Below are 25967 nucleotides of genomic sequence, written 5' to 3'. Positions count from 1 at the left end.
GCATGACACCAGGCAACAGACTGTACCTCTACCAGCTCCTCTCGACCAAGATCGGCATCGGTAGGCAGGTTCCCCTCTCGCAGGTCGAGGAGCTGCTTGACAAAGACGGTATCGATATCATGGGCTTGGGTTATGAGGGCGTGCGAGAGCTCGTGGAGGAGCTCGACGACTTCATGCGCCTGACCGTCTTCAAGAAGGGTCGCGTATACGCGACGGTCACGGCGCACGAGGCGTTCGACGCCATACTCGCCCGACTGAACGAGTCTGCTGCCACAAGCGGGAAAGATGCTGGTGAGGGCGCTGCGACCACAGCTGGCAAGCCCACTGGCGCCAAGACCTGGAAACACAGGAAGAGCAACAAGGATCCCAAGCCCGCCAAGCCTCGCGTACGGATACGAAGGGAAGCAAGAAGAAAGTCCGATCCGGATCCTGAGGCCGTGGTCGAGGCTGCGTCAGGGGCCATAGGCGGCGACGCCGAGGAGCCGACTCCCTCGCCAGAGCCAGAACTTGGGCCAGAGCCACAGGTAGAGCCTGAACCAGAGCCAGAACCCGAAGGGGACGACAGAAGGGCCAAGGACCACGTCTCGACCGAGGGACACATCTCGATTAACATCACCTATAACCCCTACGACTATGGGGAGCTGTACCTCGAAGACGAGGGACTTGTCACTGAAAGCGTAGAGGCACAGCCGGAACAGGGAGGGACAGGAAGGGCGGATCCCGTTTCCTGCGCCACGGAGGATTCAGCGCACGCTGCGAAAGACCCACCGCCTGCGGCACCGACCGGTGGGGCCGCGACCAGGCAGCGCTACGAGCTCTTCCAGAGCTTCTCGCATGACGTCTGGTGCAAGGACGAACCGCTTTCCTTACTCTACCAGGTACTCCCATACGACATCGAGCCGATGTCGGTACTCGAGGACGACTGGCGCTATGCCCGTTCGACCGGCACATACGAGGGTACGCACAGCAGCATACGCTTTCCGCTGAGCTTTCGGGCATCTGGCAGCGAGCGGCCGATCGTGGCACAGCTGCACCGCTCGGTCAAGCTGCATGCGGGCAAGGCCTGGGCACTTGAGGCGATCGATTTGGGGGACGTCGGTGATGCGGCGCTCCAGGAGGAGGCACTCCCCCTCGTCGGATCCGACACCCGTCCCAACCGCACCACCCAGCTGGAACGCGACCTTGCCAAGCTCTTCATCATCGGCTCCTGGGAGAGTTATCTGGGCGAGCTTGCCAACCTCGCCGCCAAGGAGCGCTGGGGCGCTCGAGACACGCTTGGCCTCACCACGAGCGGTCTTGCCGCGCCAGGCGGCGAAATTCCGCCCGAGCTCTCGATCCTATGCGAGTATCTCGCGCTCACCCTACACCGGGTCCACGAGGAGGGACAGCTGCTGGTCTCGCACGACGGGCAGCTGGCGGCCTTCAACACGGGACTACTCAGTACAGGGGCCGAGGCCATCTTTGACGTATTGCTTTCAAATGAAGGCGACATCCACTGGCAACACACAGGCTTCTGCACGGCCGGCTCCGGGGAGCTGGGCACGCTCCTCTCGCACAGCCTCGACGAGCCTCCCCGGGCGGCAAGCTACCTCACATCCCTTGACGAGGTAACGCTTCGCCCTCGCGCCCACGTCGAACTTGGGGAGGAGGTGCGCTCCCAACTCGGAGACAGCGCCGACGACATCGTCGAGAAGTCCGTGCGTAGGGCTCGGTCGAGCTACCGACTGCTCGTCCCGGCCTATGATCCCGCACCGTCGACGCACGTATCCGGATCCGAAGGTGGCGACGTGGTGTCGCTGCTTCCCCTCTGGGGCGAGGACCCCACACAACCCAAGGAGCCCAGAGAGCCCAAAGAAGCACTTCTGCTTCGACGCGCAAAGGTCAAGAGGACGCTGGACGAGACCGATGGAATGGCAAGCGGGGTCGACGGCACAGCGGACGGTCTTGACGCAGTACACGGCCTTAATGCAGTACACGGCCTTGACGCATCCCCACGCTACGTGGCAGAGGAACTCCTCCCGCCTGCGCAGGCCTATAGCCGGGCGCGTGCCATCTGCGCCGATCTGCCCAGCTGGCTGACATCGTCGCTCGACGGCGGCTAATACAGGAGGAGCGGGGGCGTTCGCGTCTCATCTGTCACGATGAAGACAAGTTGAATCTGGGTGCTGTGTTCGACCTATCTTTACTATTGGCCCTCGCGTCGCGCACCGGCCCTCGCGTCGCGTACCCACGATGATTGCAGGCCACGCCCTGCGCCAAAGCCGTCCGCGCGGCATCCGTTTCTCTTATGCCGCATGTCGCACTGCCACTCGACTGTGAACGTGAGGAGAGGTACGTTCACCACCGAGTGGCAGTGTGACCGGCACTGCCACTCGACCCCGAGCGTACCAAAACGTCTGATTTGCACTGCCACTCGGCCTCCAGCGTACCAGAACGGCGAGTTTGCACTGCCACTCGGCCCCGAGCGTACCGACTTCCCACGCTCGACGCCATGTGGCAGTGTGGCCGGCACTGCCACTCGGCCCCGAGCGTACCAGAGCGATGGGTTCGCACTGCCACTCGACTGTGAACGTGAAGGAAAAGTACGTTCACCTCCGACCGGCAGAGCGAACCTCACCCAACCCTGCATGACGGGCAACATCAGTGCCCATCGTAAGCCGCGCACATCCACACTCAGAAGATGCACGCGACCCGAAGCGTGACGCGAACCTACAGCCTCGTCACCACGACCTTGTCGATAAGGGAGTCCACGAGTTCGCGCGGGGCAGCCTGCGTGCCCGACTGCATGACATTGGCAGCGCCCGTCGCCATCGCGAGCCTCATGGTGTCCTCAAGGCCAAGACCCTTGTCTTGCGCGTATGCGAGCGCGGCCACCACGGAGTCGCCAGCACCCACGGTGGAGCCAACGGGCACCTTGACCGGATTCGCCTTGATCGTCACGTCACGGGCAACATAGAGCGCTCCCGCCCCTCCCATCGAGACCATCACGCGGTCGAGCCCGCCGTCGATGAGCTCGCGCGCAGCCTCCACGATCTTCTCGTCCGCATCGAGCGTGCGACCCATCATGGCACCGAGTTCGATCTCGTTGGGCTTGATGAGGTCGGGCTTCGCCTCGATGCCACGAACAAGCTTGTCGCCATCGGCATCCAGGTAGACCTTTGCGCCGGTCTTTTTGAGAGCGGCAACCCAGACCTTATAGGTATCTGCGGCGGCACCGCGCGGAAGCGAGCCCGAGAGCACGACGATGTCCCCGCCGCCCACCTCGCCCACAAGCCCGTCGAGCATCCCTCTCAACTGCTCGTCTGTGACCTCGGGACCAGGCTCGTTGATGTCGGTGTTCGTCTTAAGCGCGGGATCCTTGATCTTGAGGTTGGTGCGCGTCTCGCCCTCGACCTCGAGCACCTTGCACTCGATGCCCAGCTCGGCCAGCATGTTACGCAGCATGGTGCCGGTGTGACCGCCAAGAAGCGCGATGGCCACGGTTTTCGCTCCCAGCTCACGCACGACCTTCGAGACATTGATGCCCTTGCCACCGGGATCTACGCGCAGCTCGCTGATGCGGTTCACGGAATCGAGCCTCAGATTCTCGACAGTTGCCGTCTTGTCGAGGGCGGGATTGAGTGTAACGGTATAGATCATAGGACCACTACCTTCCTCTGGAGAACGACGATGCGTGCCAATATGCGAAGCTACCTCTGATTCTACCAGCACAGGGGGTAGGGAACGCAAGCACGTAAAGCTGTGCGGTACAATCTTGTGGCGGTATGGCATGGAGTCAATTAGCAGAGGCCGTATGGGGTAGGTGTAACGAGAAATTACGGAAAAGTGTCCTAACGATATCAAATAAAGTTAGGAAAAGTGTAATCACCGCAGATATATTGGCATGGGAAGGGTTTATTATACTCGAACGAAAAGCATTGTCCCAACTTGCCGCTTGGGCCACCACGAGGCGCAAGACGCTGCTCGTGACAGGCGCCCGTCAGGTGGGTAAGAGCTTCCTCGTCAGCATGTTCGCACAAGACACGTTCTCCTCTGTGGTGTCCCTCGATCTTCTTGAGGACCGAGCAACCCGCGAGTCTCTCGCGGCCGCCACGAGCGCAGATGATCTCATGTTGCGCATCTCCATCGCGGCACGTACTCCCCTTGTGCCACAGCAGACCGTCATAATCATCGACGAGGTACAGGAGTGCCCCAACATCCTCACGTTTGTAAAGTACCTCGTACAGAACGACAGCTACCGGTTCATACTCACAGGGTCACTTTTGGGAACCAAGCTCAACAACATCGATTCTCTGCCCGTGGGATACCTCACCAAAATCCGGATGTACCCTCTCGATTTCGAAGAGTTCTGCTGGGCAAACGGTCTCTCAAGCGTAGCTGTCGACATGGCACGCAGCTGCCTCAGAACAGAGACGCCCCTTCCCGATTTCCTGTACACAAGGTTATCCGACCTCTACCACCGCTATCTTATGGGGGGGCATGCCGGATGCGGTAAATACCTTTCTGGAGACGAACAACATCGATGAGGTCAGGGCAATTCACAAGAACCTGCACGCCCACTATCGCAGCGACATCACCAAGCATGCTCCCAAGGAGCTTAGACTCACGCTCAGGGACATATACGACCTCATCCCCTCAGAGGCAGCATCAAAGAGTCGACGCTTCAGGATTAGCGACATCAAGGGAGCAAGACGCTTCTCCCAGGTCCAGGAACACTTCCTCTGGCTCTCCCATGCGGGTGTGGCGCTTTCGGTTTACAACGTCAGCGCGCCCGCTTCACCCCTCCTCCTGAATGAGCGACACAATCTCTTCAAACTCTTCTACCTTGATGTTGGCATGCTCGCCAGCTCGTATCCGAAGAAATCCTATATGGGCCTGCTTGACGGAAAGCCGTCTATGAACATGGGCGGTGTCTACGAGGCGTTCGTCGCCCAGGAACTCAAGGCGCGGGGCTTCGCGTTACGCTACTTCACGTCGAAGAGACTGGGAGAACTTGACTTTGTCGTTGAGATGACGGGAGGGGAAGTCCTGGCACTCGAGGTCAAGTCAGGCACGGGATACAGGACCCACGCAGCACTGGACAATGCCCTCGCTGTGAGCGAGTATGCCATAGACCAGGCCATCGTTCTTGCCGAGACCAACATCGAAAGGGCGAAGAGCATACGCTACCTTCCCATCTTTATGGCGGGACTGCTCGAGCATGAGGAGCGTGACTGAAAAACCGTCGGCGACTAATCGCCGACACAGCCGTGCTTCTCGCGGGTACGGGGTAGCCTGGAGTGCGCCCGGCAGGTGGCCTCGACGTCCACCTCTACGGAATAGCTCTTGAAGTCCAGCCTCGTCGCGCCCCCATCCTGACGCCACCGGCCATCGGTAACCTGGCGCTCATGCCATTCGGTCACGGGCCCCTCCCCGCCCTCGTGGGAGAAGGCGTCGCGGCCGAACTGGAAGGCGCAGCACGGGCAGAGGGCATAGGAGCTCTCTGCTCTCTCGTGCGCGATGGCGCGGGCGGTGGCCGGAATCCGCCCCTACTCGTCCAGGTAGGGGTTGGGCTTACCCAAGACCCACGGGACGTCCGCGAACAGTTCCATCTGGACGACGTCGGCGCGCCCACTGAAGAGGTCCTCCTTCAGGTCGATCCTCTTGTCGGAGAACAGGATGAATGCGTTGTCACCCACGTCGCGCTCGACGTCCTTCCCCCACTCGGGCGCCGTCACGTCGGGGACGGTCTCGACCCTGCGCTCGATCCTGCCGAAGAGGTGGTACCACGCCCCGTAGAAGATCGTCCCCTCGTCGCGGGCGAGGTTCACGTACGCCTCCGTGGCCTTCGCGGGGTCCACGCCCATGGACTCGAAGAGGCGCCTGCCCTCCTCGCTCAGGGCCTTGCCTATGGCCAGGGGGAAGTTCTGGCAGCCGTCACAGCTGCACCCCTCGTCCGTCCTGCGCAGCCCCTCGTACGCCCTGCGGGTGGCCTCGGCGTCTATCTCGACGGAGAAGTTCTTGAAGTCCAGTCTCATAGCATGTCTCTTATCAGTCGCAGGTGTCAATAGATGCTGTACCGATGTTCGCAACCAAGCCGCCAGCACCCTTCTTGAAACGTGCAACAGCCCTGTAGCCATTGTACTCAACAACTCTTTCAATCAGAATTCAAAATTTCTGTATGGACTATCTATAGCTTTCTGTCGTTAACATCGCATCCTTCAAGATAGATTTAGCCTGTTCCAATGTAGGTTTTTGCCCATCGAACAACTTCTCCCAGGCGTGTCCACCCAAATACTTTATGCGATTGGCTGTGTTAACCCTATTCTGATACGGTTACCTCTTTTGACTTACGTCGGTGCACGAAGCCTGCCGCTCCGATGACCCGATCGAGCCGCTCGCCAAGCTGCCCCATGTTCTCCCTATTGGTTGACGTGGGAATAGAGTGTTGCCGCGCCGTGTCAGAATAGGGTTAACACAGCCTATGTGATTTAAGGGCATATCCCACAGACGGTGGCCGGAAGTCCGCGCCTACTCGTCCAGGTAGGGGTTGGGCCCGTCCAGGACCCACGGGACGTCCGCGAGCAGTTCCATCTGGATGACGTCGGCGCTCCCCCTGAAGGCGTCCTCCATCAGCTGGACCCCCTCCCCGTCGGCAAAGAAGATGTGCGCGTTATCGCCTATCCAGCGCTCCCTGTCCCTCCCCCACACGGCCGCCGTCACGTCGGGGACGGTCTCGACCCTGCGCTCGATCCTGCCGAAGAGAATATACGTCGCCCCGTAGAAGATCGTCCCCTCGTCGCAGGCGAGGTTCACGTACGCCTCCATGGCCTTCGCGGGGTCCACGCCCATGGACTCGAAGAGGCGCCTGCCCTCTTCGCCCAGGGCCTCACCTATGGCCAGGGGGAAGTTCTGGCAGCCGGCACAGCTGCACCCCTCGTCCGTCCGAGGTAGCCCCTCGTACGCCCTGCGGGTGGCCTCGGCGTCTATCTCGACGGAGAAGTTCTTGAAGTCCAGTCTCATGGCATGTCTCCCCTCAGATGATACCGTCCGCCGTCGACCCGGCGCCCGCGCCACTCGGCCTCGGGTCACGCCCCACCCTCGCGGGAGAAGCCGTCGCGGCCGAACTGGAAGCCACGACGCAGGTAGATGCCGTCCCCGCCCGCGCCCCTCTGTGCGGGGGGCGCGGGCTGCGGCCGGCAGTCCGCGCCTACTCGTCCGGGTAGGGGTTGGGCTCGTCCAGGACCCACGGCACCCCCCACGCGACGAACTCCATCTGGACGATGACGGCGTCCCCGAAGGCGGCCTCCCTCCCGATGATGTCTTCTCCGTCCCGGAAGGAGACGTCCAAGCGACTGCCGACGTGGAGCACGCTGGCCTCTCCCCACTCCGCCGCAGTCACGTCGGGGACGGCCTCGACCCTGCGCCTGATCCTGCCGCAGAGGTGGCACCACCCCCCGTAGCAGAGCGTCCCGTCCATTTGGACGAAGTTCACGTACGACTCGGTCGCCTTGGCAAGGTCGTCGATACCCACCGAGGCGAGGAAGCGCCTGCCGCCCTCGCCCAGGCCATCGCCTATGGCGAGGGTGAAGTTGCGGCAGCCGGCACAGTCACACCCCTCGTCAACCCGGTGGACACCCTCGTACGCCCGGCGGGTGGCCTCGGCGTCAATCTCGACGGAGAAGTTCTCGAAGTCCAACGTCATCGCGTACCTCCATCCTGGCGCCACCGGCGATCCGGCGCCCACGCCACTCGGCGACAGGCCCTCCCCGCCCTCGCGGGGGAAGTCAAGACCGGACATATGTCCTCCCCCATGCAGTGTCTTCCCCTGTGCGGGGCTGCGCGGGCGGCGGCCGGAAGTCCGCTCCTACTTGTCCAGATAGGTGTCCAGGTAGGTGTTGGGCTCGTCCAGGACCCACGGGACGCGCGCTGATATGTCCATCTGCACGACCGCGCCGCCCCCGAAGCCCGCCTTCCCGCCTATGACGTGCTCGCTGAAGGAGACATTCGCGTCGCCGACGTCGCGCGCCATAGCGTCACGCCACTCTCGCCCGGTCGTCCCCGGAGGCAGCTCGAACCTGCGCTCTATCCTGCCGCAGAGACGATACCACGCCCCGTAGAGGAGCGTCCCGTCGACGCCCCCCAGAGCGTCGTCCACACAGGCCTCGGTGGGCTACGCGGGATCGACGCCCAGCTCCTCGAAGAACCTGCGTCCCCCCTTGCCCAAGGCGTCGCCTATCGCCAAGGAGAAGTTGCGGCAGCCGGAGCACGTGCACGCCTCGTCCGTCCGGGGCAGCACCTCGTACGCCCGGCGGGTGGCCTCGGCGTCAATCTCGACGGAATAGCTCTTGAAGTCCAGCCTCATCGCGTGCCTCCATCCTGACGCCATTGGCCACCGTCGTCCCGGCGCCCACGCCACTCGGCCACGAGCCCCTCCCCGCCTTCGAAGGGAAAGTCGTCGAGGCCGAACTGGCAGGCGCAGCACGGGCAGATGTCGTACGAACCCTCGCCCGACTCATTGAAGGCGGGCTCGACCAAGCTGCCGCAGCCGCAGACCGGGCACACGTTCTCTCCCATGCTCATGTCTCCTCTCGTGCGTGTTCACGGCATGGCCCATCCTTGATTGTCGAAGTAGGCCTGGCCTCCGGTGGTGCGAACAGGGTCCTTGTCGTCCCATCGGGGTTGTATGGGCCGAACAGGTTGCGTGCGGCGTCATACACCCGTGTGATCCCCTCTTCATCGACGCTTGCCTGGCACAGTCCCTTGTTGAGGAAGAGCTCGTGGGCCATATCGGCGTACTTCTCCTTCGAGGTGGCGCCCACGCCCTCGCCATGGTCTGCACAGTGCCCTGCAAGGGTTTCGGGATCCCCCCAATAGTTGTTCGCCGCCCGCAGGGCCTTCGCTACCTCGCGCTTTCCCTGATCCTCCGCACTGCGTCTAAGTTGTACCTCCTCTGCATCGTGCTCGGCGTAGGCCGCATCCTCCTCGGCCTTCTCCTTGGCAGCGGCAGCATTCTGCCCAGCAGCGGCGATGCCCCCGCCCAGGGCCCCAGGCCGGGCGTGGCCTTCCCCTGCATGTCGCCTATCCCGGCGGACTCGGGGGCCGTGGCGAGCGCCCTCGTCGCGAGGGCCCGCGTGTCTATCGGGTTGGGCGCGAGCGCGAGAAACGCGCCCATGAGCCGCCTGGGCCACTTGCCCGCCAGGGCATGACCCCCATCGGCTGTCCTGTCGCGTGCCCAGCCATCATAGCCCTCTGCCGCCGCAGCGGCGGCAGGGGAAACAGGATCGTTACCAAGGGACGCCGAGAGATGGGCGCTGGGACGCCCCTCCGGGCACGACCTCGCCCCACCACCGGACACCGCCTCGGCGCCCGGTCGTGTCGTCCGCGCCTACTCGTCCAGGTAGGGGTTGGGCCCGTCCAGGACCCACGGGACGTCCGCGAGCAGCTCCATCTGGACGACGTCGGCGCTCCCCCTGAAGGCGTCCTCCATCAGCAGGACCCCCTCCCCGTCGGCGAAGAAGATGTGCGCGTTATCGCCTATCCAGCGCTCCCTGTCCCTCCCCCACTCGGGCGCCGTCACGTCGGGGACGGTCTCGACCCTGCGCTCGATCCTGCCGAAGAGGTGGTACCACGCCCCGTAGAAGATCGTCCCCTCGTCGCGGGCGAGGTTCACGTACGCCTCCGTGGCCTTCGCGGGGTCCACGCCCATGGACTCGAAGAGGCGCCTGCCCTCTTCGCCCAGGGCCTTGCCTATGGCCAGGGGGAAGTTCTGGCAGCCGTCGCAGCTGCACCCCTCGTCCGTCCTGCGCAGCCCCTCGTACGCCCTGCGGGTGGCCTCGGCGTCTATCTCGACGGAGAAGTTCTTGAAGTCCAGCGTCATGGCATGTCTCCCCTCAGATGATACCGTCCGCCGGCGATCCGGCGCCCGCGCCACTCGGCGACGGGCCACGCCCCACCCTCGCGGGAGAAGCCGTCGCGGCCGAACTGGAAGCCACGACGCAGGTAGATGCCGTCCCCGCCCGCGCCCCTCTGTGCGGGGGGCGCGGGCTGCGGCCGGAAGTCCGCTCCTACTCGTCCGGGTAGGGGTTGGGCTCGTCCAGGACCCACGGCACCCCCCACGCGACGAACTCCATCTGGACGATGGCGGCGTCCCCGAAGGCGGCCTCCCTCCCGATGATTTTGCGCCCGTCCACGAAGCTGATGTGCGCGCGCTCGCCCACGCGGCGCTCCCTGGCCTCCCCCCACTCCGCTGAGGTCGCGTCGGGGACGGCCTCGAACCTGCGCCTGATCCGGCCGCAGAGGTGGCACCACCCCCCGTAGCAGAGCGTCCCGTCCCTTTGGACGAAGTTCACGTACGACTCGGTCGCCTTGGCAAGGTCGTCGATGCCCACCGAGGCGAGGAAGCGCCTGCCGCCCTCGCCCAGCGCGTCGCCTATGGCGAGGGTGAAGTTGCGGCAGCCGGCACAGCCGCACTTCTCGCTGGTACGGGGTAGCCTGGAGTGCGCCCTGCGGGTCGCCTCGACGTCTATGTCGACGTCGTAGTTATCGAAGTTCAGCGTCATCGCGCGATTTCCTCCTGACGCCACCGTCCGCCGGCGACCCGGCACCCGCGCCACTCGATGACGAGCCTCTCCCTGTCCTCGTAGGGGAAGCCGTCGAGGCCGGGTTGGGAGTAACGACGCAGGTAGATGCCGTCCCCGCCCGCGCCCCTCTGTGCGGGGGGCGCGGGCTGCGGCCGGAAGTCCGCTCCTACTCATCCAGGTAGGGGTTGGGCCCGTCCATGACCCACGGTACCGCCTCCGCGACGAACTCCATCTGGACGATGGCGGCGTCCCCGAAGGCGGCCTCCCTCCCGATGATGCTATCCCCGTCACGGAAGAAGACATACAGGAGGCTGCTGACGTGGAGCAGCCTAGCCTCTCCCCACTCCGCCGCAGTCACGTCGGGGACAGCCTCGACCCGGCGCTCGATCCTGCCGCAGAGGTGGTACCACCCCCCGTAGCAGAGCGTCTCATCCTTTTGGGCAAAGTTCACGTACGACTCGGTCGCCTTGGCAGGGTCATCGATGCCCACCGAGGTGAAGAAGCGCCTGCCGCCCTCGCCCAGCGCGTCGCCTATGGCGAGGGTGAAATTGCGGCAGCCGGCACAGCCGCACTTCTCGCCCGTCCGGGGCAGACTCTCGTATGCCCTGTGGGTCGCCTCGGCGTCTATCTCGACGGAGAAGTTCTCGAAGTCCAGCGTCATCGCGTACCTCCAGCTCACTCTCCCTTGAAGTACCCAGTACTGATATGCTCAACTAGACCGTCTGCACCCTTTACGAATCGTACGAACACCCTGCGGCCGTTGTATTCGATAGACCTCTCGAACTGGCTCAGCCTATCTTCATGGACACTTTCCTGACCTTCCCTTATGGCTTTCTTCAGGAGAGATTTGACCTGCTCCCAGGTAGGCTCCTGACCATCAAACAACTGCTTCCAGTCATGCTCCTCCGGATGCAGATTACTATGAAGTATGTGATCAGCCTGAGCCCCATGCAGACGGTCGAGAGCCTTCTCGCCTGACGCGTTGAACCTCTCGATGAACTCGCGTGCGGCCTGCTCCTGAGCCTCCTCGGCGGTCTTCTGCCCGGCCTCCTCCGAAGCGGCGGTGCCCTCCTCGGCGGTGGCGGCACCCTGCTCGGCGGCTCCCTCCGCAGCGGTGGTGCCCTCCTCGGCGGCGGTGGCGCCACCTTCTACCGCGCCCTTGATGGCCTCCTCGGCGCCCTTGGCGGCCTCTCCGACATGCTCGGCTGCCTCACCGACGGTCTCCCCTGCACCCTCGACGGTCTCTCCTGCACCCTCGACGGCCTCACCGACGTGCTCGGTGCCCTCCTCTACGGCCGCCTCGCCCAGGGCACCGAGCAGGCCGCCAATCGCGCCAGCGATACCCCTGCCCAAGGCCCCGAGGCCGGGCGTGGCCTTCCTCTGCATGTCGTTTATCCCGGCGGACTCCGGGGCCGTGGCGAGCGCCCTTGTCGCGAAAGCCCGCGTGTCTATCGGGTTGAGCGCGAGCGCGAGCGCGAGAAACGCGCTCATGAACCGTCTGAACCACTTGTTCGTCATGACATATCCTCCTATCGGCTGTCCTGTCGCGTGCCCCGCCATCATAGTCCTCTGCTGCCGCTGCGGCAGCAGAGGAAACAGGATCGTTACCAAGGGCCGCAGTACGGCGCACGCAAGCGGGAAGCGATGCCCCAAGCACAGCCCCTCTCGCGCATCCACGCGCCCCGACATCTCGCACCTACACCCTGTATAATGGGACGCCGACCACAGCAAGGAGCAGGCCCTAGATGACCACCCGGGAGGAAGCCATGGCAGAGCCCAAGAAGATCCGGATGCGGACCCCCCTCGTCGAGATGGACGGCGACGAGATGACCCGCATCATCTGGCAGATGGTCAAGGATGACCTCATCTGTCCCTTCGTGGAACTGAAAAGCGAGTACTTTGACCTGGGGCTCAGGCATCGTGACGAGACGGATGACGAGGTGACCGTCAACGCCGCCGAGGCGACGAGGCGCCTCGGCGTGGCCGTCAAGTGCGCAACCATCACCCCCAACGCCCAGCGCGTCGAGGAGTACGGCCTCAAACAGATGTGGAAGAGTCCCAACGGCACCATTCGCGCCCTGCTCGACGGCACCGTGTTTCGCACCCCCATCGTGGTGCGTGGCATCGAGCCACAGGTTCGCTCCTGGAAGCGTCCCATCACCATCGCCCGCCACGCCTACGGCGACGTCTACAGGAACGTCGAGATACGCGTTCCGGGTGCCGGCAGGGCCGAGCTCGTCCTCACGTCGGCGGATGGCACAGAGCGCAGGGAGCTCATCCACGAGTTCACGTCTCCCGGCGTCATCCAAGGCATGCACAACCTGGACGCCTCCATCGAGAGCTTCGCGACAAGCTGCCTCGAGTACGCGCTCGCAACCAGGCAGGACCTTTGGTTTGCGACCAAGGACACCATCTCCAAGACCTACGACCACCGCTTCAAGGACATCTTTGCCGACCTCTTCGAGGCCAGTTACAAGGAGCGCTTCGAGGCGGCTGGCATCGAGTACTTTTACACCCTCATCGATGACGCCGTGGCGCGCGTGATGCGCTCCGAGGGCGGCTTCGTCTGGGCGTGCAAGAACTACGACGGGGACGTGATGAGCGACATGCTCTCTGCAGCCTTCGGCTCGCTCGCGATGATGACCTCCGTGCTCGTCTCCCCGCAGGGCCACTTCGAGTACGAGGCGGCGCACGGCACCGTGCAGCGTCACTACTACCGCCACCTCAAGGGAGAGAGAACCTCCACGAACTCCGTGGCCACGATCTTCGCTTGGTCGGGGGCGCTTCGCAAGCGCGGCGAGCTGGACGACACGCCCGAGCTTGCCTCCTTCGCGGATCGCCTGGAGAAGGCCACCATCGACACGATCGAGTCGGGGCAGATGACAGGCGACCTCGCGCGGATCACGACGTTTCCCAAGCCCCAGACACTCGACACGGAGCAGTTCATCCTCGCCGTCGCCGAGCACCTGCGTCCCTAAGCGGAACGACCCAAGTCGAGGGAAGACCTGCTGCCATGCTTGCCATCAGCCTCATCATATGCGGCGCCGCCTGCATCCTCTATGGCGTGAGCATCATGCTCGTCTGGTCGGGCACCGCCTTCTTCGCGCTGTGGTACCTCATGGGTGCGGCTGCCGTCGCCGCAGGCATCGCCATGCGTCTGGGCCTCTGGCAGCACCTGCCGGCGGCGCTTGCCAGAGGCATCGGCATCGCCTCGCTCGTGGCCCTTGCGGGTGTGGTCTCGCTCTCGATCTTCCTCATGGGCGTCGCCGCCACCTGCGATCCCAATGAGGCCCCCGACGACCTTGACTACCTCGTTGTCCTGGGAGCGCAGGTCTACGGCAACAAGGAGCCCTCGGTCGTGCTGCGGTTTCGCCTGGACGCCGCACTCTCCTACCTCAAGGGGCACGAGGGCTGCAAGGTGGTGGTCTCGGGCGGGCGCGGTCCCAACGAACCCATCACCGAGGCCGAGTGCATGGCCACCTACCTCGAGCGGCAGGGCATCCCACCAGAGCGCATCGTCCGAGAGGGGGCGTCCACCTCGACGATGCAGAACCTCGCCCTCTCGAAGGAGAAGATGGAGCAGGACAGCGGCACAGACGTCTCCCAGCTACGCGTGGGCGTCGTGACCAATAACTTCCACGTCTTTCGCGCGACGCGAATAGCCCAGAGGCTCGGCATGCCAGGCGCCACCGGCATCAGCGGTAGCATGGACCCATGGTATGTGCCCAACAACCTCCTGCGCGAGTGTCTGGGCGTCGCGAAAGACGCGCTTCTCGGCAGGCTGTGACGCTCCTCGGCAGGCAAGGCGTTGCGTCCTGCGGCTTTGGCGTGACGTTTTCGAGGCTTGGCTGTGCCACTCGGTGGCGCCGAGTGTGCGGTCCGCGTGCCACTCGGTGGCATCGAGTGGCACGGCCATGAGACAGGGCGTGTACAGCGCAGCTCAGAGGCCATCAAAAAGGCAGGTGACACCGAACGGTAGCGTGGCAGCCATGGCACCTAGCCTACCCGCAAAACGTAACACCTTAACGAGGCTTCGTGAGTTCGTGTGGGTAGGTGGTTGCGTCACCGCTAGGGCGGCGTGGGCGTCACCGCCAGGGCGGTGACGCAGGAGTGTACACAGATTGGCTAAAATGGCCTCTCGGCGCCGTTTCGGGGCACTTGTGTACACTGTTGCGCTGTGGGCTTGGGTTGTGAGTGGCCTTGGGATCGCAATAGTGTACACAAATGAGAGGATCGAGCCTCTCCGCGCCGTTTTGGGGCATTTGTGTACACTGTTGCGCTGTGGGCTTGGGTTGTGAGTGGCCTTGGGATCGCAATAGTGTACACAAATGAGAGGATCGAGCCTCTCCGCGCCGTTTTGGGGCATTTGTGTACACTGTTGCGACGTGAGTTGCGACGCGAGTCGCGATACGAGTCGCGACTCGATCTGCGTCAGGTGGCACGAGCGCCTCAACCACCATGGCGTGCCGGCGGCGCCCCCTCGCTTGCCCCTCTCGCTTGGTCGGGAAGACAGGCTCTGAGCGAGTGGCACCGCTGCCAGGTTGGCATCTTCGCCAAGGCGTCAACCCACACGGACCCCTGAAGAGCTACCTTAACGTCGTATTTGGCTACAGGATACGCCCAAGCTTGCGTCATGGCCTGACAAGACCTAAAATGAGCTGTCTGTTCGTCGAGAGAGGACACTGATCCCATGCCTGCCAACGTCACACGCCGCCCCATCAGCAGCAAGATACCTCCCTTCGAGCTGCTGAGCCGCCACTGCGCGGACATCCTCGCATCAGAGGGCATGGACATAGAGCGTCGCTGCATGCAACATGGGACGACCTCGGTCGCCGAGCACTCGCTGTCCGTCACCCTCGCAGGATGCGCGCTCGCACAGCGCCTGCGCATTCCGGTGAACGAGCGAGCTTTCCTGAGGGGCATGCTTTTGCACGATTACTTCCTCTACGACTGGCACGTGCCCGACCCCAGCCACCGCTTCCATGGCTTTCGCCATCCCGGTTTCGCACGCGCCAACGCTGTCCGCGACTTTGGCGTAGACAGGCTCGAGCAGAACATGATCGCACGTCACATGTTTCCCCTGACACCGATACCGCCCTCGTCCCGTGAGGGTTGGATCCTGTGCGTGGTGGACAAGTATGTGGCGACGCGAGAGACGATCGGAGGTTTCGTGCACAGGCATCTCCTGAGGCGAGCCAGCATCGCGTCAAGAGGCGGCGAGCGCACCCATGCCTAGCGCGGCAGCCCCCGCGCTCGCCGCCCTTTGGACGATGTTCTTCCTCTACAGCGTCTGCGGCTGGGTGATCGAGAGCGCCTACTGCTCGATCCCCGCCCGGCGCTTCATCAATCGTGGCTTTCTAAACGGTCCCTACATCCCCATCTACGGGACGGGCTCGATGATCGCCGTGCTGCTTCTGGAAAAGCTCAAGGGGACGCTCACGATCTTCGTACTGGGTGGCCTTCTGGGCTGTGTCCTCGAGTATGTGACCTCCTACGGTATGGAGAGGCTCTACCATGCACGATGGTGGGACTACTCGAGCAGGCCGCTCAACCTCAATGGTCGCGTCTGGGCAGGTGGCTTCGTGGAGTTTGGCGTGGGCATCGTCGCGGTCGTGCGGGTGGCACAACCTGTGATGCTGAGTCTCGTGGAGTCAGTCGCCCCACTCACCCTTGTGCTGTTTGCGCTGGTGAGTGCCGTCGTGTTCTTTACCGACCTCATCGTGACCCACGTCGGTGTGGCGGGGTTGAAAAGCAAGATGGACGGCCTTCGCGTCGAGACGGGCAGACGCCTGGCGAGGCTGCGCGAGTCCTTGCCCGCACGCCCCGAGCTCGCAAACATAGCCAACTGGGACAGTGTGATCAACCTCTCACTTCGCGCGCAGCTCGAGGCGACGACGCGCAAGGTACGCGAGGCACGAAGGGCCGTGTCCGCACTACCTGGCATGAGCGGCCTTCCCACGCTGCCGCAGTTGCCGACCCTCGACGAGATGGCCAAGAGCTTCTCGGCCACGCTCAGCTCTCAGGAGCGGCGGCTCATGCGGGCCTTCCCCAACATGCGCCCAACCAACTGGCGCGGGGCGCTCGAGGAGCATCGCTCCTCCCTGCAGAAGGCCCTGCGCGGCGTTCGCAGATAGGTATCAGACGCGGCCATCGTTACCGTCCCGTCCATGTGACCCTAGCTGAAGGACGGGAGCAGGCGTCGCAGATATGTCGGACAACATGAGCTTGCGTGCGCCCAGCAGGCCAACGTCGTCCTCGCCATGGGTGGATACCAGCAAGGTGCGTCCCTTGCGATGCCTCAGCAAGAAGCGCACGACCACCCCCTTGGTGGCCTCGTCGAGTCCGGTAAAGGGCTCGTCCAGCACGATGAGCCTGCTGGGATAGGCAACGGCCCGCGCCAGCGACACGCGACGACGCATGCCGCCCGAAAGCTGCAGGGCTGGTCTTCCCATGCAGTCTGCGGGAAGTATCTCCTCCAACAGCTCCCGGATCGAGCGGCGGCTCGCCCGAGGCGGCATCACGAGTGCCACATTATCAACCGGCGTAAGTGCCTCGCACAGGCGATCCTCCTGAAACATCACCGAGGCCTCACCAGCTTCCAGGCCCACGACGTCACCCTCATCAGGAGACTCGAGCCCCACTAGCACGCGCAGAAGCGTGGTCTTGCCCGCGCCCGAGGGACCCATCAGGCAGTAGATGCCCCCCTCCTTAAGACGGACGCTCACGTGGCTCAACACCCGCAGGTCCCCATAGGACTTGCAGAGCCCCTCCATGCGAACGCACGCGCCCCCCTCGCTCACCTATCATCATCCTTCCCCAGAAGGCCTCCCAAAGGACGCCCTACCCTCTTGAGCAGCGCCATGAACGCCTTCTCGAACAGCCAACTCAAGACCATCACGACCACCGTCCACGCGAACAGACTCGGCGTGTCCAGGTACGTGCGCGCCTGGCTCATCTCCTTGCCGATAGATGGCTTGGGCGTGGCCAGCACCTCGGCCATGATGCCACTCTTCCAGCTCATACCAAGGGATATCTTGCAGCTGCTCGAGAGAAACGGCATGAACGCCGGACGGTACACGTACATGAAGGTGCGCCAGCGAGACAGGCGAAAGACGCGCGCCATCTCGAGCATCTGCGTGTCCACGCTCTCGAAGCCAGCGAGCATGTTCGTGTAGATGAGCGGTAGCACGATGAGAAACGACAGGTAGATGGTCAGTGCCTGGTTGCCAACCCAGATGAGCAGCATGATGATGAAGGTGACCACCGGGATGGTGCGCAGAAGAGAGACGATGGGCTCCACGAAGGCGCGCACGAGGTGCACGCGGTACGACAGGAGCGCCAGGCAGATGCCGACCGAGAATGACAGGAGAAAGCCCAGGGCAATGCGTCCGAACGACGCGCCGCAAATGACCCAGAAGCCAGCTTTCGTCGCCTGCTCGCCCAATGCCTGCAGGGTGCGAACAGGACCGGTCAGGATGAGGCGGTTGTCCACGAGGGTGTCTACGAGCTGCCACACCACGAGCCAGAACGCGATGATGGCGCCTTTTGCCAGCCTGCCGCGCCAGGCTCCGCGACGGTCATCAGCAGCCTGTTCCTGCGCCGCGCGGCGCTCCTCGTTAAGGATGCGCTGAGCCTCCTTATCGCCCATGATCCCCTGTGCCTGCAGGATGCGCACCGCACGTACCCGTCCGACGCCCAGAGACAAGAGCAGGGCCATGACCTGCTCACAGGAGAGCCCCTTAGAGGTGACCATCCTCATCAGGCTACCCAGCTGCGCGTCATCGATGTCGCTGTCCCTCACGAGGGCAGCCATCTGCGCCACGCGCTCCTCCGGAAGCCCCAAGACGCCGGCCATCTGGGCGAGCTGTACGCGAGAGGCATGGGCAGAGCCTAAGCTAGCCTGTCCCTGCACATCCGAGCTGTGCCTGAGCGCCTCGCGCAACAAGGCAAGGGGACCCCTTTGCCCCATACGAGTATTTCCCATGGTCTAGCTGCCCAATGCGCCCGCCGGAGGCAGGTAGTAGAAGTCCTCGGCGGGGATGGCCCCGCCCACCGAGTCGGGGTTGGCCGCATATAACTCGTCGATGAAGCCGGAGAGCGCCGTTCGCATCTTCACGCCCGTGAGGTTCACCATGCTGATCTGGGGCATGGCATCCAAGGCAACGGCATTGTTCAAGAAGGTGCCCAGCTCTTCTTGGAGGGCTGAGGCCTCCTCCATATGCGAGAGGCTCCAGTCCACGGACTTGCCCGCCATCCTCAAGTACTCGATGATGGCCTGCTCGTGAGCCTCCAGAAATGCCTTGTTCACGATCGTCGTAGTGGTCACGGCCTGGCTACCCGTGTCGGAGAAGGCCTTGTCCCACTCCTCAGTAATGTTCACCGGAGTGTATAGGGGATCGACCATGAGCTTCGAGAGCGACACGAAGGGCTGCGGCAGGATGGCCACGCAGTTCTTCTCGCTCTGCATGAGGTTGAGCACCTCGAAGGGCGATGACTTGAACTCAAGCTGGAAGCTATCGGCCAGCTTGGCCTTCCTCAGCAGCGCCTCAATGGTGTATTCGGGGGTACCGCCCTCACCGTAGCTGTACACGTGGCGACCGGCAAGGTCAGAGAGCGCCCTGATGGACTCATCGGTGGTCATAACGTAGAGCACGCCCAGGTTGTTGATGCTGATGACCTCGTACTGGTTGTGAAGCTCCTTGTTGTTGTACAGGATGGGCCCGATGTTGGACGGCAGCGTGGCAACGTCGTAGTCACCGTTGTTCAGCGCCGCCGACAGCCCGATGTAGTCCACACCGTTAAAGGTGAACTGGAAATCGTTCGTCGTGCGCCCATTTCTCGCCGCAAGCAGGAACTGAGTCAGTCCCATTGAGGGCGGCCCCATGATGAGTCCCACGCACACCGTCGTGGACTCTGCGCTGCCCATCGGATCGCGATCCTCGGGCTGGGTGGTAAAACCGGCCGAGACGGACCGGTCCTGCGGCTGGGCGCCCTGCGGTGCGGAGCAGCCGGCCATGGCAAGCCCAAGCGACGCTGCAACCGCGCTGCCCAACCGGACGAATGCGCGCCTCGTGAACACTCTTCGCATATGATCCCCTTTCGAGCCAATGCGCCTCTTGTCACTGCCTGCGTAGCACGCAGACGTCCCGTCACTCGGATCAAACGGCCTGACGGCCCCAAGATGCCTTCGCGCGCAGGACCCCTCGGCGCGGCGCTGCGCCGAGGGTCACACATCTCACCTGAGCTCGACAACCTCACTTGAAGACGTCACGCCTCGCCAGACGGAGGCGGCGAACCCATGCCCTTCAGCCTGCGCCTCAGATGCAGCGCATACGCGACCGCACCAAGCGCGACTATGCCCAGCGCCACCATGCCAGCTACCAAGCCCGCATTACCTTGGGCGAGCTGCTCGGCAGCTTGCGCCGCCTGCTCGGCCGTGCCCTTGGAGCGCCCCCGAGTCGTCTGGGCGCTAGAGGAGCCGGCCGCAGGAGCGTCTTCGCCTGCAGCGCCGCCATCGTCGGCATCAAGGGCGGCCATGGCGGCATCAGCCGCACTTCGGGCCCTCTCGTCGGAGTTCGCGGCACGTCCGTCCTTCCCCTGTGCGTTGATGATGTCCTGAGCCGCCTTGGGAATGGTGCCACCACCGCTGGCAGAGGTGCCGTTGAACACCACCTGGAACGTGCAGGCCCAGGTGCGGTTCTCGTTGCCGCCTATGATGGTCTTGGCAAGCGACCCCAGGCGGATGCGCGCCGTGACGTTCTTGGTGATGGTGTCCGTGTTCCTGAGCACGCCCAGATCGACGGTGATGCTCGAGAGACCCTCGCCCGAATAGGACTGTCTCACGATGTCCAGGCCCGTAAGGCTCAGCACGTGCATGACACGCGACTGGATGACGATGGGCACCGTCACGTACGCATGCCCGTCAGACTCCACCCGAAGCGTGGCGTTCTTGCTCACGGGGTTCATCGGTGGAAACGCGGCACTCGTGAAGTGGGGCTGCAGAGGTAGGCCCGATGTGGCCTTGTTCACCCAGATGTTCGCAGAGACCGTGTAGGTACCGGCAGCCAGGTGCCCGTTGCTCGTCCTGATGGCGTCCCCGCTGTCCTTAGGGGATATGCCCCCGCCGCTGCCCTTCCCTGAGTTCGGGACTGGGATCGGGTTACTTGGGTTGTTCGGGCTGGGGTTCGGGTTGCTTGGGTTGTTCGGACTCGGGGTCGGGTTATTCGGGTTGTTCGGATTAGGGGTCGGGCTATTCGGGTTGTTTGGCTTGTTCGGATTATCCGGCCCCGGCTTCGGGTCGGGCCTGGGCGCGTCGCCCTTGGCGAACGCGGGCAGCTCGGTGCTGTCGGAGTCCCTGCGCAGGCTCGAGTAGTCAACCGTGAGCCTCAGGGCGACGTCGCCCGAGGGCCTGAGCTCCCTGTCGAGGGGGACGGCGTAGAGCACGCTGCCCCTGAAGGCGAACTCGGCCGTGCCCGAGGCGGGCCCGAGCGGCAGGCGCGCCGACATCATGTGGATGCGGTCCGGGCGCCTGTTGTAGGAGCCGCTCCAGTCGCCGCCGGCGGCCGTGGGCCTCACGCGCTCGGTGCGCACGTCCGCGAGCCCCTCGCAGGTCCCCAGCTCCTGGGTGGTGAAGATGGGGTTCCTGACGGGCAGGACGAGCGTCCTGGCGCCGTCGGCGGAGACGACGAGGCGCGCGTTCATCGAGAGCGGCGAGGAGGGTATCTCGTTCCTCACCTCGGCCGGGTCGTTCTCGTCGATGGTGGGGCCGAAGGGGTTGTTGGGGCTGTTCGCGTAGACGGTGAGCCCCGAGATCACCGGGTTGTACTGCCCGGGCATCGCCAGGTTGGCCGTCAGCGCGTAGGTGCCGGGGGCGAGCTCTCCGGGCCTGGGCGCGGGGCCCGGGTCGGGCCTGGGCGTGTCGCGCGGCAGGACCGTGAGCGTGCCGGCCACGTAGGAGAACGCGTAGTTGTCCGCCGCCCCGCCCGCGGGCGCCAGCTCGTAGGAGCCCGCCCTCAAAGGCGAGGGGGCGGCCACCGTGGGGGCCACGTAGCCGGCCGCCGTCCGGGCGCCCTCGCCGCCCACGAAGCCGGAGACGGACACCCTCAGGGCGGGGGTCCCGCCCTCGGCGACCTCCTCGCCGGCGTAGGCGGCCGTGAGGGGCGCCCTGGCGATGGACCAGCGGTACGCCCTGGGCGCGACGGAGCCGTCGGCCCAGGCGTAGCCGTCCCTCGGCGTGGCCGTGGCCTCGTAGTCGCCCGCCGCGACGGCCGCGCCGCCGGAGACGTCGTACCCCTCGCCCGCGGGGACGCCGACCTGCTCGCGGCCGCTGTAGACGAGCCCGCGGGCGACGGAGGGCTCGGCCGCCGAGCGCGGCCCCGGCTTCGGGTCGGGCCTGGGCGCGTCGCCCTTGGCGAACGCGGGCAGCTCGGTGCTGTCGGAGTCCCTGCGCAGGCTCGAGTAGTCAACCGTGAGCCTCAGCGCGACGTCGCCCGAGGGCCTGAGCTCCCTGTCGAGGGGGACGGCGTAGAGCACGCTGCCCCTGAAGGCGAACTCGGCCGTGCCCGAGGCGGGCCCGAGCGGCAGGCGCGCCGACATCATGTGGATGCGGTCCGGGCGCCTGTTGTAGGAGCCGCTCCAGTCGCCGCCGGCGGCCGTGGGCCTCACGCGCTCGGTGCGCACGTCCGCGAGCCCCTCGCAGGTCCCCAGCTCCTGGGTGGTGAAGATGGGGTTCCTGACGGGCAGGACGAGCGTCCTGGCGCCGTCGGCGGAGACGACGAGGCGCGCGTTCATCGAGAGCGGCGAGGAGGGTATCTCGTTCCTCACCTCGGCCGGGTCGTTCTCGTCGATGGTGGGGCCGAAGGGGTTGTTGGGGCTGTTCGCGTAGACGGTGAGCCCCGAGATCACCGGGTTGTACTGCCCGGGCATCGCCAGGTTGGCCGTCAGCGCGTAGGTGCCGGGGGCGAGCTCTCCGGGCCTGGGCGCGGGGCCCGGGTCGGGCCTGGGCGTGTCGCGCGGCAGGACCGTGAGCGTGCCGGCCACGTAGGAGAACGCGTAGTTGTCCGCCGCCCCGCCCGCGGGCGCCAGCTCGTAGGAGCCCGCCCTCAAAGGCGAGGGGGCGGCCACCGTGGGGGCCACGTAGCCGGCCGCCGTCCGGGCGCCCTCGCCGCCCACGAAGCCGGAGACGGACACCCTCAGGGCGGGGGTCCCGCCCTCGGCGACCTCCTCGCCGGCGTAGGCGGCCGTGAGGGGCGCCCTGGCGATGGACCAGCGGTACGCCCTGGGCGCGACGGAGCCGTCGGCCCAGGCGTAGCCGTCCCTCGGCGTGGCCGTGGCCTCGTAGTCGCCCGCCGCGACGGCCGCGCCGCCGGAGACGTCGTACCCCTCGCCCGCGGGGACGCCGACCTGCTCGCGGCCGCTGTAGACGAGCCCGCGGGCGACGGAGGGCTCGGCAATTTTCTGAGTCGAAGGCTCAACCACCATCAGATATGCGATCTGTGTTTCGGCCGTCTGCGGTGCGCCGGTATAATCACCTACGCCCGCAGCAGCATGAAAGAGCATCGAACTCAGCCCCGGTATCTGCGCGTCAGAATCGTTGAGCGATACCTTGGCGTATCCATCGGTTATTTGTGCGCTAAGTTTCTTAACACCTGTCGCTCCCGCACCAACCGTCCCATAGACGGCGTACACGGAGGCATTACCGCTAGCTACAGGCACAATCGCTGAAAGTGGATTGATACCAGCAGTGAAAGTGTAGCCAAGAGAAAGGGAATCAAACAGGTTATTGGGCACACCCGAGCCATCCATGGAATAGGAGATACCCATGGCGTAGGCACCCGCAATGGTCCAACCTCCGCTGCCGGATTCCTTCGCGGCAGAAAGCGCCTTCTCACCGAATGAACTAGGCGCCTGCGAAGACGAAACCCCGCTCGCGTCCATGTAGCTAGCGTACCATTCAAGAGCCTCAAGGCCCTTCCCTGGACCGTAAGCGGATTCGAAGAGCGTATCTTCCACGCTCGCATCGGTAGAATAGGTCATCGAGGCACCAGTCGATGCATCTCGCACTGTATGAGACCACGAGAACTTCGCTACACCTTGAGAATCGACCACTACAAAACTACCGAGCTGCGATGGCTTGAATGAGATCTTGCCTGAAGACATGCGGGACTCAACGGCACTCAGCGATGCTGCCCTGAAGGAATAGACAGCAGCGTTTGGCCGTGCAGCTGGAATTGAGACCTCCGCAGACGTCTTGTCATCAAGGCTGATAGGCTTTCCATCTGCGATAAGCAAAACCCTGTAGAGAGAAAAGCCAGGTGCGGAGGCATACAGTTGCGTCAACGCCTGCTTGACACCGTCGTGCTCCATACCAGACTCGATCTTCTCGACCTGAAGAGACGCCTTTTCCAACTGAGGAATTACACTGGTACCTTTTTCAGCTGAAACCGTGACACTCACACCCGTCGCATTGTCGGTGAAGGTCTTTAAGTAATCACCCTCCACCTGCTTCTGCGCATGACTTATATCGACGGACAAGTCAAGGGATTTTATCTGCGGATACTTGTTATTCGGGAAGAACGTACGAAGGGTAGTCGCATACACCTTCCAGTTGTCGAAGTGATAGCTGCCACTCCAGTCATTTAACCTGAGGGTCATATGTGCGATGCGCGAGGTGATCCCATCGGCAGCAACGGCCTTGTTATATTCCTCGTCATCACCTTTCTGCTCAATGGGAACCCTGTCTGTGGCCTCAACGGTCACTCCCTTGCTACTCTCCGCATTCTGCACGGTGAAGACGGGATTGACCAGGTTGAGAGAGAGCATGCGCGATCCATCGGCACCCACCGTCAATGTAGCGTTATTGGACACGGGAGTGTTCGGAATGCCACCCTTACCGCCAATGCCTTCGGGATTGAAGGGATTCGTCGTATAGCCCGGAAACCCCAGTGGGGTCATCATCGAGATGTTGGCCGTTACCGTGTAGGTGCCCGGCTCGAGGACGCGGGGCTCGGACATGAGTTGAGCATGCCCGAAGGTTCCTGGGTTCCACGCATCAGACGTCTGGCTGGTGATGCCCAACGACTCGGGGGCATGGCTCCCGATGAGCCCCTCGTAGGGGAAACCAGCATTGACGGCATCGGCCGAGGGCTGCGCCGCGATCGTCTTGGATGCATCCTCCGGGCAGGGTGCGACCGTCTCGTACTCCTTGACGCCCTGCGCCTCGGCAATCTTCCAATCGAGTGAGCGAGCATCCGTCGTTCCATCGAGCCACGTGAGACCGTTCTTGGGCTTAAGGGTGAGCGAGTAGTCTCCCGCATTGGTGGCAGTAGCCGCACCGGAGATAACATCGCACTTGTCCGTCTCGAACGTCACACCCTGCTGTTCGTGACCGTTATACGTGAGATCCTGTGCGACCGTCGGGTCGGAGACGTACTTCTGAGAGGCGGGCACGTTCGAAAGATCAACCGTTAGGTCAAGGTCAGCATGCCAGTTCTGGTTGAGGATGGTGGGATACTCACTGCACCTCTGAATGGTGTACCCATCGCTGCCGTCGGTGGTCTTGCCACTATCAGACAGCCTGAAGGTGATAGAGTCGACACGACTCGTATGGCCCACGATCGTCACCTTGCCCGAGGCATCACGCGGGCCGTACTCACCGGCGCGCGTATGCGCACTCACAAGCTCGGCGCCCTGTCCGCTACCGATGCCCTGCAAGGTGAACACGGGATTGCGGATGGGAACCGTCAGCGTCAGAGAGTCGTCCTCACCCACCGTGAGCGTCGCGTTCTTCTCCACATGGAAGGTTGGCACGCCGCCCGTGACCGCGCCAGGGTCCCCGTTGTCCGGCTCGACGATGCCGAGCGGGTTTTCCGGGTTCGTCATGTACGTTTGGATGGCACCGTTAAACGGGTTCCTTGAGGCGGGGATGAACAGGTTGGCCGTCACGGTATACGTACCGGGAGCGTACTTGCCCACCTCTACCTTCGTATGGGGGTTGTTCGCATCATGAGGAGCCGACGACAAGGCTGCAGAGAGCAGATCAGTTCCCTCGACAACAGAGCGCTCGAGCGCGTCGGCGTAAGACTCCTCTGGGACTGACTCCCCTAATGGGTCATTCGTTGCGCCATCGCGTGAACTGCTGGATGTTCCCACTGAGCCATCCTCTGCCGCGCCGGCCCACCATGCAGAGCCAGCCCCCTGGCCCCACGCCTCATCAGGCTTTGAGGGATCAGCAGGTGCCGAAGGGGAGACGACCCCAACCGTCTCCCCCTGAGGAAAGCTCTCCTCTGACGAGGGTTGTCCTTGCGCTACGCCGACTGCGCCATCCAGACCCCTCGATGCAACCGCAGCCAACGCCGGTGTGGGAACCATAGAGACCACTAAAGTTGCAGTCAAAAAGACTGCAAG

24 protein-coding genes are annotated in these 25967 nt (G+C 63.8%); 7 read left to right on the top strand and 17 right to left on the bottom strand.

The features are described from left to right. Nucleotides 1-2 precede the first annotated feature (2 nt). A complete protein-coding gene (locus ADJ70_RS14925; protein WP_172674444.1) occupies nt 3-2102 on the top strand; it encodes a DUF3825 domain-containing protein in 2100 nt (699 codons plus the stop codon). Nucleotides 2103-2709: 607 nt separating this feature from the next. Here the strand turns inward: ADJ70_RS14925 and pfkB are convergent. Then, nucleotides 2710-3639, bottom strand: a complete 930-nt coding sequence (pfkB, locus tag ADJ70_RS04510; protein WP_050343898.1) for a 1-phosphofructokinase — start codon at nt 3637-3639, stop codon at nt 2710-2712. A 278-nt stretch (nt 3640-3917) separates the two neighbouring features. Here pfkB and ADJ70_RS14530 point away from each other — a divergent pair, with 278 nt between their 5' ends. Together ADJ70_RS14530 and ADJ70_RS14525 are read left to right on the top strand one after the other, a co-directional pair. Further along, complete coding sequence (locus ADJ70_RS14530) at nt 3918-4526, top strand: AAA family ATPase (protein ID WP_172674443.1); 609 nt, start codon at nt 3918-3920, stop codon at nt 4524-4526. Further along, nucleotides 4480-5217, top strand: coding sequence for a DUF4143 domain-containing protein (locus tag ADJ70_RS14525; protein ID WP_157051402.1), 738 nt, complete (start codon nt 4480-4482; stop codon nt 5215-5217). The genes ADJ70_RS14530 and ADJ70_RS14525 overlap by 47 nt, the downstream gene beginning before the upstream one ends. Before the next feature lie 14 nt (nt 5218-5231). On the opposite strand, the gene ADJ70_RS14520 is transcribed toward ADJ70_RS14525, so the two are convergent. The 12 genes from ADJ70_RS14520 to ADJ70_RS04445 form a co-directional block, all read right to left on the bottom strand. Further along, nucleotides 5232-5402 carry a hypothetical protein gene (locus ADJ70_RS14520; protein ID WP_157051401.1) on the bottom strand — a complete coding sequence of 57 codons (171 nt, stop codon included), beginning with the start codon at nt 5400-5402 and terminating at the stop codon, nt 5232-5234. A gap of 126 nt (nt 5403-5528) precedes the next feature. Beyond that, nucleotides 5529-6017, bottom strand: coding sequence for a hypothetical protein (locus ADJ70_RS04500; protein WP_050343896.1), 489 nt, complete (start codon nt 6015-6017; stop codon nt 5529-5531). A gap of 493 nt (nt 6018-6510) precedes the next feature. Continuing rightward, complete coding sequence (locus ADJ70_RS04495; protein ID WP_050343893.1) at nt 6511-7002, bottom strand: hypothetical protein; 492 nt, start codon at nt 7000-7002, stop codon at nt 6511-6513. A 187-nt stretch (nt 7003-7189) separates the two neighbouring features. After that, on the bottom strand, nt 7190-7780 hold the full coding sequence (locus tag ADJ70_RS04490) for a hypothetical protein (RefSeq protein WP_050343891.1): 591 nt from the start codon (nt 7778-7780) through the stop codon (nt 7190-7192). A gap of 66 nt (nt 7781-7846) precedes the next feature. Continuing rightward, entirely contained in the window at nt 7847-8137 is a 291-nt protein-coding gene (locus ADJ70_RS04485; RefSeq protein WP_050343889.1) for a hypothetical protein, read from the bottom strand. 15 nt (nt 8138-8152) lie between these two features. Beyond that, the gene (locus ADJ70_RS04480; RefSeq protein ID WP_050343887.1) at nt 8153-8344 is read right to left on the bottom strand and encodes a hypothetical protein; all 192 of its coding nucleotides are present in this window, start codon (nt 8342-8344) and stop codon (nt 8153-8155) included. Next, nucleotides 8341-8556, bottom strand: a complete 216-nt coding sequence (locus ADJ70_RS04475; protein ID WP_083444086.1) for a hypothetical protein — start codon at nt 8554-8556, stop codon at nt 8341-8343. Before ADJ70_RS04475 ends, ADJ70_RS04480 begins: the two co-directional genes overlap by 4 nt. A 325-nt stretch (nt 8557-8881) precedes the next feature. Then, complete coding sequence (locus ADJ70_RS14515) at nt 8882-9337, bottom strand: hypothetical protein (RefSeq protein ID WP_157051400.1); 456 nt, start codon at nt 9335-9337, stop codon at nt 8882-8884. 30 nt (nt 9338-9367) lie between these two features. Continuing rightward, nucleotides 9368-9859 (bottom strand): hypothetical protein, encoded by a 492-nt coding sequence (locus tag ADJ70_RS04460; RefSeq protein ID WP_050343879.1) that lies wholly within the window; start codon nt 9857-9859, stop codon nt 9368-9370. 187 nt (nt 9860-10046) lie between these two features. Further along, complete coding sequence (locus ADJ70_RS04455; protein WP_050343878.1) at nt 10047-10541, bottom strand: hypothetical protein; 495 nt, start codon at nt 10539-10541, stop codon at nt 10047-10049. A gap of 187 nt (nt 10542-10728) precedes the next feature. Then, nucleotides 10729-11223, bottom strand: coding sequence for a hypothetical protein (locus ADJ70_RS04450; protein ID WP_050343876.1), 495 nt, complete (start codon nt 11221-11223; stop codon nt 10729-10731). A gap of 14 nt (nt 11224-11237) precedes the next feature. After that, nucleotides 11238-12080 (bottom strand): polymorphic toxin type 35 domain-containing protein, encoded by an 843-nt coding sequence (locus ADJ70_RS04445; RefSeq protein WP_050343874.1) that lies wholly within the window; start codon nt 12078-12080, stop codon nt 11238-11240. A 248-nt stretch (nt 12081-12328) separates the two neighbouring features. Here ADJ70_RS04445 and ADJ70_RS04440 point away from each other — a divergent pair, with 248 nt between their 5' ends. From ADJ70_RS04440 to ADJ70_RS04425, 4 genes are all read left to right on the top strand, one after another. Beyond that, a complete protein-coding gene (locus ADJ70_RS04440) occupies nt 12329-13540 on the top strand; it encodes an NADP-dependent isocitrate dehydrogenase (RefSeq protein ID WP_050343872.1) in 1212 nt (403 codons plus the stop codon). Nucleotides 13541-13575: 35 nt separating this feature from the next. Beyond that, nucleotides 13576-14349, top strand: coding sequence for a YdcF family protein (locus ADJ70_RS04435; protein WP_050343870.1), 774 nt, complete (start codon nt 13576-13578; stop codon nt 14347-14349). Between the two features lie 903 nt (nt 14350-15252). Continuing rightward, nucleotides 15253-15798 carry an HD domain-containing protein gene (locus ADJ70_RS04430; protein ID WP_050343867.1) on the top strand — a complete coding sequence of 182 codons (546 nt, stop codon included), beginning with the start codon at nt 15253-15255 and terminating at the stop codon, nt 15796-15798. Further along, on the top strand, nt 15791-16696 hold the full coding sequence (locus ADJ70_RS04425) for a putative ABC transporter permease (protein WP_050343864.1): 906 nt from the start codon (nt 15791-15793) through the stop codon (nt 16694-16696). The genes ADJ70_RS04430 and ADJ70_RS04425 overlap by 8 nt, the downstream gene beginning before the upstream one ends. 3 nt (nt 16697-16699) lie before the next feature. Here ADJ70_RS04425 and ADJ70_RS04420 read toward each other — a convergent pair whose 3' ends face one another. The 4 genes from ADJ70_RS04420 to ADJ70_RS04405 form a co-directional block, all read right to left on the bottom strand. Further along, on the bottom strand, nt 16700-17362 hold the full coding sequence (locus tag ADJ70_RS04420; protein ID WP_216597315.1) for an ATP-binding cassette domain-containing protein: 663 nt from the start codon (nt 17360-17362) through the stop codon (nt 16700-16702). Further along, a complete protein-coding gene (locus ADJ70_RS04415) occupies nt 17359-18531 on the bottom strand; it encodes an ABC transporter permease (RefSeq protein ID WP_050343862.1) in 1173 nt (390 codons plus the stop codon). The genes ADJ70_RS04420 and ADJ70_RS04415 overlap by 4 nt, the downstream gene beginning before the upstream one ends. Nucleotides 18532-18549: 18 nt before the next feature. After that, complete coding sequence (locus tag ADJ70_RS04410; RefSeq protein ID WP_172674442.1) at nt 18550-19650, bottom strand: Tat pathway signal sequence; 1101 nt, start codon at nt 19648-19650, stop codon at nt 18550-18552. Nucleotides 19651-19829: 179 nt separating this feature from the next. Next, nucleotides 19830-25712: an MBG domain-containing protein gene (locus ADJ70_RS04405; RefSeq protein ID WP_157051399.1), complete on the bottom strand. Its 5883-nt coding sequence runs from the start codon at nt 25710-25712 to the stop codon at nt 19830-19832. Between the last annotated feature and the right edge of the window lie 255 nt (nt 25713-25967).

The organism is Olsenella sp. oral taxon 807, assembly GCF_001189515.2.
Lineage (GTDB): Bacteria > Actinomycetota > Coriobacteriia > Coriobacteriales > Atopobiaceae > Olsenella_F.
Note: the sequence above shows the minus strand (reverse complement) of the source record. Positions and strands in the feature narration are given on the sequence as shown.

Coding starts and splice junctions, on each gene's coding strand:
- ADJ70_RS04450 (WP_050343876.1), bottom strand. CDS start 11,223: ATGACGCTGGACTTCGAGAACTTCTCCGTCGAGATAGACGCCGAGGCG.
- ADJ70_RS04415 (WP_050343862.1), bottom strand. CDS start 18,531: ATGGGGCAAAGGGGTCCCCTTGCCTTGTTGCGCGAGGCGCTCAGGCAC.
- ADJ70_RS04460 (WP_050343879.1), bottom strand. CDS start 9,859: ATGACGCTGGACTTCAAGAACTTCTCCGTCGAGATAGACGCCGAGGCC.
- ADJ70_RS04425 (WP_050343864.1), top strand. CDS start 15,791: ATGCCTAGCGCGGCAGCCCCCGCGCTCGCCGCCCTTTGGACGATGTTC.
- ADJ70_RS14525 (WP_157051402.1), top strand. CDS start 4,480: ATGCCGGATGCGGTAAATACCTTTCTGGAGACGAACAACATCGATGAG.
- ADJ70_RS04490 (WP_050343891.1), bottom strand. CDS start 7,780: ATGTCCGGTCTTGACTTCCCCCGCGAGGGCGGGGAGGGCCTGTCGCCG.
- ADJ70_RS04475 (WP_083444086.1), bottom strand. CDS start 8,556: ATGGGAGAGAACGTGTGCCCGGTCTGCGGCTGCGGCAGCTTGGTCGAG.
- ADJ70_RS04445 (WP_050343874.1), bottom strand. CDS start 12,080: ATGACGAACAAGTGGTTCAGACGGTTCATGAGCGCGTTTCTCGCGCTC.
- ADJ70_RS04495 (WP_050343893.1), bottom strand. CDS start 7,002: ATGAGACTGGACTTCAAGAACTTCTCCGTCGAGATAGACGCCGAGGCC.
- ADJ70_RS04455 (WP_050343878.1), bottom strand. CDS start 10,541: ATGACGCTGAACTTCGATAACTACGACGTCGACATAGACGTCGAGGCG.
- ADJ70_RS04500 (WP_050343896.1), bottom strand. CDS start 6,017: ATGAGACTGGACTTCAAGAACTTCTCCGTCGAGATAGACGCCGAGGCC.
- ADJ70_RS04430 (WP_050343867.1), top strand. CDS start 15,253: ATGCCTGCCAACGTCACACGCCGCCCCATCAGCAGCAAGATACCTCCC.
- ADJ70_RS04435 (WP_050343870.1), top strand. CDS start 13,576: ATGCTTGCCATCAGCCTCATCATATGCGGCGCCGCCTGCATCCTCTAT.
- pfkB (WP_050343898.1), bottom strand. CDS start 3,639: ATGATCTATACCGTTACACTCAATCCCGCCCTCGACAAGACGGCAACT.
- ADJ70_RS04410 (WP_172674442.1), bottom strand. CDS start 19,650: ATGCGAAGAGTGTTCACGAGGCGCGCATTCGTCCGGTTGGGCAGCGCG.
- ADJ70_RS14925 (WP_172674444.1), top strand. CDS start 3: ATGACACCAGGCAACAGACTGTACCTCTACCAGCTCCTCTCGACCAAG.
- ADJ70_RS04480 (WP_050343887.1), bottom strand. CDS start 8,344: ATGAGGCTGGACTTCAAGAGCTATTCCGTCGAGATTGACGCCGAGGCC.
- ADJ70_RS04440 (WP_050343872.1), top strand. CDS start 12,329: ATGGCAGAGCCCAAGAAGATCCGGATGCGGACCCCCCTCGTCGAGATG.